Origin of the sequence: Peribacillus sp. NPDC096447 (assembly GCF_044762725.1) — a bacterium.
In the GTDB taxonomy this organism is placed as follows: Bacteria; Bacillota; Bacilli; order Bacillales; family DSM-1321; genus Peribacillus.
This window is the reverse complement of the sequence record NZ_JBIWEV010000004.1, coordinates 333,498-346,215: the sequence shown is the minus strand read 5'-3', so window position 1 is coordinate 346,215 and position 12,718 is coordinate 333,498. Positions and strand designations below refer to the sequence as shown.

General features: G+C 40.1%; 9 protein-coding genes. 6 read left to right on the top strand and 3 right to left on the bottom strand.

All coding sequences use genetic code 11. The annotated features are described in order from the left end of the window. The first annotated feature begins 535 nt into the window (after nucleotides 1–535). Complete coding sequence (locus ACIQZD_RS16025; protein WP_402904467.1) at nucleotides 536–853, top strand: hypothetical protein; 318 nt, start codon at nucleotides 536–538, stop codon at nucleotides 851–853. Nucleotides 854–881: 28 nt separating this feature from the next. Here ACIQZD_RS16025 and ACIQZD_RS16020 read toward each other — a convergent pair whose 3' ends face one another. Then, nucleotides 882–1,025, bottom strand: a complete 144-nt coding sequence (locus ACIQZD_RS16020) for a hypothetical protein (protein WP_402904465.1) — start codon at nucleotides 1,023–1,025, stop codon at nucleotides 882–884. A 460-nt stretch (nucleotides 1,026–1,485) separates the two neighbouring features. Here ACIQZD_RS16020 and ACIQZD_RS16015 point away from each other — a divergent pair, with 460 nt between their 5' ends. Then, entirely contained in the window at nucleotides 1,486–2,922 is a 1,437-nt protein-coding gene (locus tag ACIQZD_RS16015) for a hypothetical protein (protein ID WP_402904463.1), read from the top strand. A 42-nt stretch (nucleotides 2,923–2,964) separates the two neighbouring features. On the opposite strand, the gene ACIQZD_RS16010 is transcribed toward ACIQZD_RS16015, so the two are convergent. Further along, nucleotides 2,965–3,207 (bottom strand): hypothetical protein, encoded by a 243-nt coding sequence (locus ACIQZD_RS16010; RefSeq protein WP_402904461.1) that lies wholly within the window; start codon nucleotides 3,205–3,207, stop codon nucleotides 2,965–2,967. Between the two features lie 74 nt (nucleotides 3,208–3,281). Between ACIQZD_RS16010 and ACIQZD_RS16005 the strand changes: the two genes are divergently transcribed. Both ACIQZD_RS16005 and ACIQZD_RS16000 read left to right on the top strand, forming a co-directional pair. Continuing rightward, entirely contained in the window at nucleotides 3,282–5,288 is a 2,007-nt protein-coding gene (locus tag ACIQZD_RS16005; RefSeq protein WP_402904458.1) for a penicillin-binding transpeptidase domain-containing protein, read from the top strand. A 256-nt stretch (nucleotides 5,289–5,544) separates the two neighbouring features. Further along, a complete protein-coding gene (locus ACIQZD_RS16000) occupies nucleotides 5,545–7,614 on the top strand; it encodes a SpoIID/LytB domain-containing protein (RefSeq protein WP_402904456.1) in 2,070 nt (689 codons plus the stop codon). A gap of 573 nt (nucleotides 7,615–8,187) precedes the next feature. Here ACIQZD_RS16000 and ACIQZD_RS15995 read toward each other — a convergent pair. Continuing rightward, nucleotides 8,188–9,603: an alkaline phosphatase gene (locus ACIQZD_RS15995; protein WP_402904454.1), complete on the bottom strand. Its 1,416-nt coding sequence runs from the start codon at nucleotides 9,601–9,603 to the stop codon at nucleotides 8,188–8,190. Nucleotides 9,604–9,861: 258 nt separating this feature from the next. On the opposite strand from ACIQZD_RS15995, the gene secA reads away from it, so the two are divergent. Beyond that, a complete protein-coding gene (gene secA / locus ACIQZD_RS15990; RefSeq protein WP_402904452.1) occupies nucleotides 9,862–12,240 on the top strand; it encodes a preprotein translocase subunit SecA in 2,379 nt (792 codons plus the stop codon). Further along, nucleotides 12,237–12,686: an SLAP domain-containing protein gene (locus ACIQZD_RS15985; protein ID WP_402904450.1), complete on the top strand. Its 450-nt coding sequence runs from the start codon at nucleotides 12,237–12,239 to the stop codon at nucleotides 12,684–12,686. The genes secA and ACIQZD_RS15985 overlap by 4 nt, the downstream gene beginning before the upstream one ends. The last annotated feature ends 32 nt before the right edge of the window (nucleotides 12,687–12,718 follow it).

Sequence of the window (12,718 nt, the reverse complement as noted above, 5' to 3'; positions counted from 1 at the left end):
CTTAAAATATGCCTAGAGTTATATTTTGTTATGAAAAATCGGTGAAAGCGGTATGTACAGGTCCTGAACGGTTTAAATAGATTCTTTAGTCGAAATATATGATTTTAAGAATTGTGGTTAAATATAACTATAGAATTATTTTCTATTTTAACCAATATTTTTTTAAAAGAAAAGGAGGAATGACCTATGAAAAAAAGTACTAAAGCATTAGTCGTATCTTTTCTTATCATCGCTGCTTTTGTTATTGTCCCAAGCGAATTACCAGGCCTTTACGCAGAACTTCCAGGTTTATATAAATAAGTAAATGAAGCTTCCTATCAATCATTCAAGCATCTTCAATTGAAGGTGTTTTTTTTGTTATTATTAAATGATTATTCTTTTGCGCATATTCCTGTAGTTATAATTATCTATGAATGGGGAGTGTAAGGTCCATTTGGTAGGTGTTGAAGAAACGTGAGCGTAGTTTGTAACGCCTATTTCCTTTTAATGATTTTGTTATAGTGTATATAACAAAACGGAGAGAGGTGTAAGGTTAATGATTGATATTAATATGAAAGTTCAACCCTCTTTTTACGATGATGAATGTGCCATTGTGTTTTCTTTTTATTTTGATGAGGCAACCAGGAAAATTGGTGAAGCTGTGGTGTACACATGCAAAGAATCAGATGATAAAGAATCCAGCCAAGATCATATAGATACAGATGTACAAGAAAAAATCGCTTATCTTAAAGAGTTTTCCATTGTAGATGAATATCAGGCTACCTCGATGAAGAAGATTCAACATTTTTTGAATGTAATCGGTATCAAGAAATGTGTGAAGCACAACCTTCAAGGTAATGAAATCGCATTTTAAATGATAAAAACTCATGACATCCCATATGTCATGAGTTTTTGCCATTTAAATGACTGTTTTGAGCATTCATTTTCTTTTTGATGAAATCGCTCATTTGTTTCCGCTTACTTGGATTAGCGTTATTTGTTCTTTCAAAAAATTTAAAGTGTTGTTTATTGCTATCGGATTTCATGATGTCTCTCCTTTGCTTTTTTTTATTTACCCATTTTTTTCTTAGTTAAAACGTGATTTTAATGATAAAGGGATGAACAAAAGATCTTGCGATTATTCCTGTAGTTATATTTTCTTCTGTGAATCCCTGCATATAAGGATTTATTAGATGATAATAAGAGGTAAAGCCCAAATATGGAGGAATTTCGTATTTTATCATACTTAAAATAAATGTTAAAATGATCCGAATATCGGATTTTTCATTAGAAACATCAGTTTCTAGTACCCTAAAGTGAAGAGGGTTGAAGAACTCTTTTCGATGGCCCCCGTGCATATGCTTGGGGGATCTTTTTTTATTTGGATAATTTGTCCACTTTTTTTCTATAATATGTTTCGTTTTGTTTGTATATACATGGGTAAATATAAGAAACAAGATGAATTAAACCTGTGTTCATCGCAGTTTAATCGGAGGAATATATTTTATGGATGTGAAAGTAAAGAATGATCCCACGAAGCGAACTTTCCAGCAGTACATTTTTCCATTTACGCTTGAAGGAAATAAGATTGAAAAGTTTGTGGAAAAGTTGTTTGAGGACAATTTCGTTTTTTTGAACTTGAAAGATATGGAACAACAAAATCAATTTTACGGTGGCCATAAAGTTTCGCATCGTAAACTGGAAAAGTATTTCATGCCTTACATCGAGCCGATTTTATTTCCGAGTAATGCCAAACAGAAGGAAGGCATGCGGCGTTTCACGAAAAAACTGGATATTGATTGTACCTTCGAATCACCCTATCTAAATACCCCATTTATTATTAACTCTATCGATATCTTCATATGCCCATTTCATATTGGCATGATGAATCTTCGTGTTACTTTACCTGAAGGGCTTCCACATGATGATGTACTCTATTTTGGCGATACATTCCGAATCCTTGAACCGATTGCTGATGATGAGGAAAAAACGAAAGTCGGCTGTCGGGAAAATCAGTATGAACAAGTGAAGGATTTCATCTTCAATGAACTATTGCCGCCAATTGAGGAATATATGGATGAAGAACAAGCGGACCCGACCTATTTTGGCAGTTTGCCCTTCTTCATCGATGAAAGAATGTACGTGATCAGTTATACGGCATTCCCTGAGGATCGTGATATATCTAAAAATGACTTATTCAGGATCAGTGAACTGAACGGGTATGACAATGATGGTGAGCCATATATAGGCGCATTAAATCCTGATTATATAGAAAAGTATTATCAAGAAAGAGTATATGACAGGTGGGGCAAGGAAACCTATTATGTAACTAGCATGTATCATTTCGCGTGTGTCACGAAAGCGACAGGTAAACTTGAACGGGAATTGGCAAGTGAAATGTATGGCCAGCATTTTTATACAGTGTTGATTTTCTTCTATTATAAAATCGTACTGCTCAAATTGGCTCATGAACATTCCCAGATAGATGTGGAAAAAGATCAATCGGATACGGAACAGCTGATTTTCATGATCACTGAGTTTTCTGCAAAGTACTTATTCACTGAAGTCAATAGTACGGCAATCGGTAAAGAGCTCTTCAAAAAAACGGATGAAACCTTCAGGATTGCCCCTCTCTACAAAGAAGTGAAGGAAACACTTTCCTACCTTTATCAAAATCAGGATAAACTGTCTGGGAAAAGCAGTAATTATCTTTTGCAAATACTAACGATTTATACGGTTATCTCCGGGATATTCGGAATGAATCTATATATTGAAGATTGGAAAGGGAAATTACCCTGGAAAGCTTATATGAATTACACCTTATACGAATGGGTAGCTGTCATTGTGACCACAAGCGGTCTCATCATTTCGGGCATCCTGGGCTTTTTCTTCTTGAAAAAATGGCTCCAAGAGAAAAAAAGCCGAAAAAAAAGAATGCTTTAGAATGTAGGCAAACTCGATGAAAATCGAGTTTGCCTACGTTTTTTAAGGGTTTGTATAGTTGCCTCCTGGCACCGCTTTCCGCCTGCGGCTCTCCTTGGATGAAACCGTCTTTAGATTGTTAGCAGACAGTCGAAGGAAAGGGAGCGGAATCCTGAAATCAACTGGATCTTTTTTGCGAACTGGCCCTTCTTCTATTTTTTCTAAAACAAAAGTCCTGTACATAATGTACAGGACTTTTGTTTTAGAAAAAACATGGTTAATTAGAAAAATGAAGAAATTCGGCATGTAAAATCCCCCATTTCCCTAATATTTTGCTAAACTATAGGTATATCATTCTAACTATTCATTAGGAGGAAATCATGAAGAAACTAGCTTTAGTTTCCAGCTTATTGTTGTTGAGCGTATTGTTTCTGGCCGGATGCTCGGATGAGCCAAGTCCGGAAGATCGCTTTGCGGCATACACGAAGCTTTGGAATAAACAGGATTTTGCGAAGATGTACGAGTATCTGTCGCCTGAGACAAAGAAGAAAATCAGTGCGGATGAATTTGCGAAGCGTTATGAAAAAATCTATACAGGCATAGAAGCCGACCAATTAAAGGTGGACTATAAACAGCCAAAAGAAGAGAAAGACCATAAAGATGGAGAAAAGGTAAGCCTTTCATATACTGTTGATATGTCCACTATGGCGGGTGCTGTCAGCTCTGATCATAAAGCGACACTTGTCAAGGAAGGGGAAGGCGAGGAAGAAAATTGGTACATCAAGTGGGATGAAAGCTACATATTCCCTCAATTGAAAGCTGGCGAGAAGGTATCGGTTGAATCGTATCCAGCCATTCGCGGGGAAATTGTCGATAGAAATGAACGCGGCCTTGCCATGAATGGTACGGTTGCAGAAGTGGGAATCGTGCCAGAGAAAATGGCCAACGAAACCGAAACGGTTAAAAAAGTCGCTGGAATCCTCAATATGTCCACCGACGAAGTGAATCAGAAATTAAAACAATCATGGGTAAAGCCAAGCTATTTCGTGCCCATCAAGAAAATGTCCAATGATAATACTGCAACCTTGGAAAAGCTATTGAGCATTGCTGGTGTATCTGTCAATAATACGGAAGAGCGCATATATCCATATAAAGAGGCTACTGCCCATCTAATTGGATATGTCGGTGAGGCATCGGCCGAGGATTTGGAGAAATTGAAAGGAAAAGGATATACCGCAAGTGATGTTATTGGCAAACGAGGTCTTGAGGAAGTGTTGGAAGAGCGGCTTAAAGGCAAACCTGGTGGTAAAATTTTTATTAAAACCGAAGATGGCGAAGAAAAAGTGATTGCTGAAAAGCCTGCTGAAGAGGGAGAAACAATTACATTGACCATCGACGCCGAGCTTCAAAAGGATATCTTCGAACAATATAAGAACGAAGCCGGATCGGCCTCGGCAATTGATCCGAAGACAGGCGAAACGCTTGCACTTGTTTCAAGTCCGTCATTTGATCCTAATAAATATATTTTCGGAATAACGAAAGCTGAACAAAAAGCGCTTGAAGAAGACCCGAAAAAACCACTTCTGAACCGCTTCAGTTCGACGTTTGCACCTGGTTCAACCATTAAGGCCATCACTGCGGCAATCGCTTTGAAAAATGGCGTGGATCCGAAAGAGTCGATCGATATTCAAGGGAAAACATGGGCCAAATCGACATGGAAAGATCATTCCATTACAAGGGTTTCGGACCCTGGGGTTCCAATCGATATGGAAAAGGCATTAATTTATTCAGACAATATTTACTTTGCCCAAAAAGCTCTGGGGCTTGGTAAGGAAAAATTCACAAATGGACTCAAGTCATTCGGATTTGATGAGTCTTTGAATTACGATTATCCGATCAAAGCATCGAGCATCGGTAAGATCGACAGTGAGGGACGTTTGGCGGACGCTGGATATGGTCAAGCGCAAGTCCAAATGAGTACGCTTCATCTCGCCATGACCTATTCAGCCTTCTTGAATGAAGGAAACATCCTGGCACCTTCGTTAATAACAGGAGATAAAATAGAAAAGAAAATATGGAAAGAAAATGCGATATCAGCAGACCAAGCAAATCAGGTCACCAAGATGCTGACACAAGTAGTGGAACATCCTAAGGGAAGCGGACATGGAATAGATGATCTTGGCATCAAAATCGCTGCTAAAACGGGAACTGCTGAAATCAAGGCATCCAAAAATGCGGACGGAACAGAAAATGGCTGGTTCGTTGCCATGGACACAGAAGACCCGGAACTTCTCATGGCATGGATGATTGAAGATGTAAAAGGACGAGGCGGCAGCCATGTCGTTGTCGATCAAATGAAACCGGTGTTGAAGAAGTATTTGAAGTAAAGAAAAAGTCACCCATCAGCAAGCATTTACCATTGAAAAGCAGGACATGGTTTCTTCCGTGTCCTGCTTTTATTTTGGTTGTGGATTCCAATTACACAATAAAGCTGGATTTGAAGGATAATGAGTCGTACATACAGAATGTAAAAAGAGAGTTCAGTAACCTACAAGTAAACAGTTTTCTCATGCCAATAGATTGAACAGGATTAATTCAAAAGTCTTTGAAAGATAAATAGAAAAGGAATGAGGATGAAGGGGAATGAGAAGTTTAAAGTATTTGTTCATCGCTTTCTTTATCACTTTTTTTGCATTTCCTTCTCATGAAGCAACGGGAGCGGAAGAGAATACAACGATGGAAGTGAAACTGAAGAATTATTTGGGGAATAGAACCAGTGTTAAAATAACGGCAACCGGGGACTACCGTAATTCAGGGGGAGAGATATTCATCAAGGCGGGTGAAAGTCTGACTTTGAAAGCGGAGTCGGCTAAACTTGCCGTTTACAAAGGTTCTAAGAAAACGGGTTCTTATGCTTCCTTTAAGGTAATGCCAGTTAAACCTGAAGCTTCATTGTCCATAAACGGCCGTCCGTATCAAGGCTCATTGTCATTTACAGTGGAGGACGGTTACATCCGGCCAATCAATGCTGTTTACATTGAAGATTATCTAAAAGGTGTTGTCCCGCTGGAGATGCCCGCACTATGGCATGCCGAAGCCTTAAAAGCACAGGCAATTGCCGCCCGGACGTATGCACTTCGCCATCAATCGACAATCATTGATGATACAGTTTCTTACCAAGTATATGGCGGGGCTGCCGGTCACTATCGAACTGATTCAGCCATTGACCAGACAAAGGGCATGGTAATCAAACATGATGGCGAAATAATCGAAGCGTTCTTTTCATCAAGCAATGGAGGGATGACCGAATCGAATTCAAATGTTTGGTCAAGAGGCAACCCTCTTGCATATTTATCTATAAAAAAAGATTTCTATGATTCGAAAACCAATTGGGCGATAACGTTGGACAAGCAGCAAATCGACTTGTCAAAAATGAATTTATCTAAACCTGAAGAATGGTGGACAAGTGTAGAGGAAAAAGATAAAAAGGTTGTGCCGAAGCTGAAGGATTGGCTGAAGAATAATGGATATGCGAAGAAAGATATTAAAATAACGGAGATTCCCTTGTTAACTTTTACAGATGAAAAAACGGGAGGCCGGGTTACGAAGGGCTCCATCCAAATGAATTTCTATGTAAGGGATCTCGTTGATGACAGGGGAAAACTTTTGCAGCAAACGGTTAAGCTTACTAATGTAGCGGCTTCCAAAATCAGGGGCATGGTGGGGCAAGAGGTGATGAAAAGCTATTTGGTTGACCATTCATCTTCCGATCCTTCCAAAATTGCAATCGAAGGATCAGGATATGGGCATGGGGTCGGACTAAGTCAGTTTGGAGCGAAAAACAGAGCGGAAGCAGGACACTCATATCAAGATATTTTGAGTTTTTATTATCCTGACACAACTATAGAAAAGGAATATGGACCAGGTGCTGGATCTAAAACGGATATTGTTGTAAAGGAGGAACTGAATTCAGTAAACATGAATGCGAAGACAGATCATTTAAATGATGAGGTTGGAATCACATACACCCTAAAAGAAGATGCTGTAGTAACTCTCACGGTTAAAGATAGTAAAGGTAATGCCTTAGCTACCCCAGTCCGTGATCAAACAATGAAAAAGGGTACCCATTCGGCTATCTGGAACACAAAAGCGGTAAGTGACGGGACATATGAAGCAGAATTATCAGCAATGGACCGAGGCGGGAATGAAGGTTTGGAAACAATGGCGATAAAAATCAGTAGAGATACGTCGGCACCTAAAATCACCGATGTAAATACATCGGGTGATTACAGTACCGAGAAAGCGAACATAACGTATACAATTAATGAAAACGCTAATGTAACGGTGGAAATCAAGAACAGTAAAGGTAAGGTTGTCGGCATCCTTTCTGAAAGGCAGTTCAATAAAGGCAGTCAATCGGCAACCTGGGATTTCAAAAATATGTCCAACGGGATATTTACTGTAAAGATCTCCGCTAAGGATGAGAGTGACAATCAGAAAACCATTTCAACGAAAATCTCGATTAGGAAGACGACGGGAATAGTGACAGCAAACGAATTATCTATTAAAGAAAGTAGAAATGCATCTTCTGAAACGATCGGCAATCTATACAGGGACCAAGCCGTAACGATACTGGCTCAACAAGATGAATGGTATAAAGTGAAAAAGGGAAGCCAATTTGGATATGTATTAAAAAAACACATAAAAAAATGAAGAAGTAGGACGTCACGTATGGCGTCTTTTTTTGACCTTATAAAGAGTAAATGCACCACACTTACAAGAAAACAGCACGAATTCACAAGTAAAAGGCGCAAACTCACGAGTAAAAGCACTAAACTCACGAGTAAAGCAAGAATTCACGAGTAAAAGCACCAAACTCACAAGTAAAAGGCGCAAACTCACGAGTAAATGCGCTAACTCACGAGTAAAGCAAGAATTCACAAGTAAAAGGCGCAAACTCACGAGTAAAAGCACCAAACTCACGAGTAAAAGGCGCAAACTCACGAGTAAAAGCACCAAACTCACGAGTAAAAGGCGCAAACTCACGAGTAAATGCCTCAAACTCACGAGTAAAGCAAGAATTCACGAGTAAAAGCACCAAACTCACAAGTAAAAGGCGCAAACTCACGAGTAAATCGCAAATCAACGAGCAGATGCACCAACCTCATGAGTAAATGCTCCAAAACTTCAAAGAAATGCCCCAAAACTTGAGTAAACGGACCTCAAAAGAAAAGAATAGCGAAAAATAGTTAATGAGAAAGAAACTTAAAAGAGGAAGTAATGATTTCATTCCTCTTTTGTTTTATGCTGCCCGGGTGTGAACGGAACACCGGCGGCTTTTGTGATGATTTTCGAAATATCCGTATTTTCAATGACTCCATCAAAGGCTTCACTGCCTGGACCCGAAGCGAAAACGGGAATCATATTGGCTGTGTGCCCTCCTGTGGAACTGGCCGCCCGTATGCTTCGATCAGCTACACCCGCCTTATAATGCCTGGCGATGGTGCTTCCGATTTCCCAATCTATTTGATGCTGTGGATAGACAAGCGTTTTATTTTTTCTTACGTTATCGATGAATTGATCGACTTCCTGTTCAGTAAGGGATATATTTGCATAATTCTTGAATGTGGAAACGACACTTTCTGGATTGATTTCATTATTTTTATCGAATGTGAGCTGTTTGGACATATATTCAGATGAAACCCTGATTTTTTTAAAAGCAGGGATATCCATTGTTTCAGAAGCGGAGGTCCCCATTGTTTCGTGGTCTGCAAGGACAACAATCAACGTATCATTTCGATTTTTTGCCCAATTGACAACCTCTTTCACGGTTTGGTCAAATTCGATCGTTTCTTTCCATATTCCAGTGATATCGGCTGCATGCTCCATATGGTCAATACGCGCACCTTCGGCCATCAAGAAAAATCCCTTACCACCCCGTGATAAAATATCCAACGCTTTGGATGTCATTTCGGGCAGGGATGGCTCTTGAGAATGTAATACTTCTTTATCCAGTTTAAAATTCATATAGGTAGGGTGAAATAATCCTAAAAGTTTTTCAGGTTTATTTATGGAACTAAGTTCTTCTTTAGTCGTCGTAATCCCATAGCCAGCTTGTTTAAATTTACCGATTAAATCCTCGCCATTCTGCTTATCCGCCTCGAAATAGCTGGCACCTCCGCCGAGGATGACGTCGATCCGGTTATCAAAGAGCTGCCTCGCGATATTTGCGCCACCTGTCCAGCGGTTAGGAACACTTGCACCAAAGGCAGCGGGTGTGGCATCGACTACCATATTGGTTGAGATGATCCCAACTTTTTTTCCATTGTTCTGAAAGGCATCCAATACACTATCGACCTCGGAACCATTGGCATCGACACCGATCGATTCATTGTTCGTTTTTATACCAGTGGCAATCGCGGATCCACCTGCTGCCGAGTCAGTGACGTAATTATTGGCGGAATACGTGCGCATCAGGGCAATATGCTCCAGTTTTTCCAGATGCAGTACACCTGTCTTTCCATATTCCAATTGCCGGGCAATTTCTATCGCCCCTAACCCCATGCCGTCGCCAATCAGCAATATGACATTCTTGGGGGTGTTTTTTGTTTCTGCTTGAATAGGGGAGATCATGCAAATAAAACAAATTATAAGAACGAATAATCCAAAGCGATGCGGTTTATGTCTGGATGTCTTATTCATCTGTAATCCTCCATTGGGTGAAAGTCTTCCTATTATTTGTCTAAATCGATAAAAAAACCCCTCCCTGATATTAAGGATGGAGCTAATCTTTTTAGCACTGTTGGCGGCTTCCAGTCGGTTTTTACGTAATTTATCTTTCAAAAAAAGAAAGAATTTCTATATAATTACAATATGAAGGTGATAATTTATAAACAGTAAATACTTAACTGATATAATTTCACTAAAGTTCAATTGAAATAATAGGAGAGAGAAAACCCTATGCTATCCAGTATGAAAAAGTTCTTCAAAGAAGGTTCTAAAGACTTGAAGAGAATTTATAAGTTGGTAGAAGAAGTGAATCGGCTAGAGGGTAAATATGAAAGATATTCAGACTTAGAATTAAGAGGAATGAAGGATAGATTTAAAAGCGTATTGGATGCTGGTGATAATATATTCGATATACAAGCCAAAGCTTTTGCGGTCGTGAGGGAGGCTTCCAAGCGAGTATTGAATCTTAGGCACCATGATGTTCAGCTTGCAGGCGGTTTTGTCCTGAGTGAAGGGGGCATTGCACAAATGAACACGGGCGAGGGGAAGACGCTTGTCTCCACTTTGCCTAGCTATTTACATGCACTGTACGGTAATGGTGTGCATATTATTACGGCCAATGAATATTTGGCCAGACGTGATAAAGAGTTGATGGGACAAATTCTAGAATTTCTAGGATTGACGGTTGGTTTGAACATTTCCCAAATGGGACCTTCCGCGAAACGTGAAGCGTATGCGGCAGATATCACGTATGGGACGGCAACAGAGTTCGGTTTTGATTATTTGCGTGATAATATGGTCTACCGAAGAGAAGACAAGGTTCAAAGAGGACACCGATTTGCCCTTGTCGATGAGATTGACAGCATCTTGATTGATGAAGCGAGGACACCATTAATCATTGCGGGCAGGGCAAGCGACGGAACCGAGCTTCACCAGATCACGGCACAAATCATGAAGTCATTTGTAGAAAATGAGGATTACGAGATTTTCATCGATTCAAAGTCCGCCTTTTTCACGGATCAAGGGGCTTCCAAGATTGAAGCGGCCTTTGGTATCGACAATCTGTATGGAATGGAGCATCAAGAGCTATTACATAATGTTACACAGGCGCTAAAAGCCCATGCAATCATGAAATTGGATGTCGACTACATTGTCATCGATGAAAAGATTGCAATCATCGATAAATTCACAGGCAGGGTGATGGAAGGGCGAAGCTTCAGTGAGGGTCTTCATCAAGCGATTGAGGCAAAAGAGGGCTTGGAGATTTCCGAAGAGAATGAAACACAGGCTATGATTACCGTCCAAAATTATTTTCGATTATATCATTCAATGTCTGGGATGACAGGCAGTGCCATGCCATCAAAGTCTGAATTCCGGGAAATATATCAGCTCCCCGTCATTGAAATTCCAACTAATGAGCCTATTATTCGAGTTGATGAGGTTGATTTGATTTATAAAGATGAAACAAGCAAAATCAACAAAATCGTCACGGAAGTAAAACGGATTCATGATGGAGGCAGACCCATTCTGATCGGAACGACCTCCATTGAGCAATCTGAAAAAATTTCGGTTCAACTAGAGAAAGGGAAAATTAAACATCAAATCCTTAATGCGAAGACGGAAGAGGATGAAGCGGAAATCATCGCGAATGCCGGGCAAAAAAATCAAGTGATGCTGGCTACGAACATGGCTGGGAGAGGAACGGATATAATACTTGGAGATGATGTCAAGGAATTGGGCGGCCTTCATATTATCGGTACGGAGCGACACGAGAGCCGTCGGATCGATATACAGCTAAGAGGACGTTCCGGCCGGCAGGGTGATCCTGGTTCAACACAATTCATCATTTCTTTGGAAGATGATTTGTTTGATTACTATGATGAAGAAGAAATCGGACGTTTTATCAAGAAAATCAAAACGGATGAAAATGGATTGGTGCTGAGCCCTGCACCCGATAAATTCGTTAAAATGGTTCAGGAAACGGTAGAGCAAATGCATCAATCAAGCCGTTACCATTTATTTAAGTTAGAGCATGCATTAAATGAGCAGAGTAAAATCATCTATGCAATGAGAAATCGGATTCTTGATATGGAGCCTGGACGGATGTCGGCCATTTTACTTGAATATATTGAAAAATACATTACTCGGCTCACAGTGAAATATTCCCCTGAACATATGATGGAACCTGATTCCTCTGCCTTTATTGAAGAGCTTTCCCCTGTTTTCCAGTCGTTGGGTTGGCAGGCAAGTGATTTACAGGATTTGGAATGCTGGATCGAAGGAAAAGCGTTGGATGCTTTAAGTGAATTTGAATCGAGACTGGTGATCTTTCAGAACGATGCAGAATGGGGAAACCAGTTGCGCGCTTTCATGCTGCAGCATATTGATACAAATTGGATGAACCACCTGGATCAAATGAACAGTGTGAAGGAAGGCGTTGGTTTAAGCGGATATGGTCAGCAGGACCCATATACGTTGTTGGAAAAAGCAGCTCTCAGTCAATTTAACCTTCTATTAAGTAAAATTGAGTCGGAGATAAGCATCCGCTTTATGGAATATATGAAAAGCAATCAGGAAGATGAAGCTGCTTTGGAGGGTGAGGAACGATGAGTTTATTTGAAAAAAGGGATAATACACAAAAGTTATCAGATCAGGATGACACCGTTCAAACTGCCCTGATGTTTCACAAGGGGTGGGAAGTTTCCAAGCAAGAGGAATATGTATATAAATTTTACCATCAAAGGCTTCCTGCATTAAAACCGAACCAAATTTCATTATCCGGCATCAAGCTGACTAGGGTGGAAGATGATGTAATCATAGAGGCTTTTCTACGAAATTCAATAGAGAAAGCTGTCAGTTTTGATATCGTGGATTTACTGTTAGTTGATGGAGATGGAAAATTCCTCGCAAAAAAGGCATTCGATCTTTCAGAGCTTGGTGAGCTTCCAGCACTTTCAAGCATCCTCTGGCGTTTCTTATTCGAGGAAGGGGATATGTTGGCGGAATCGATTCCTGATGAAGGTTGGAAGATTGCTTTCGAATGGAAGAGAAAATAGGAAAACTCCGCATGAGTCTAGCGGCAACCGGC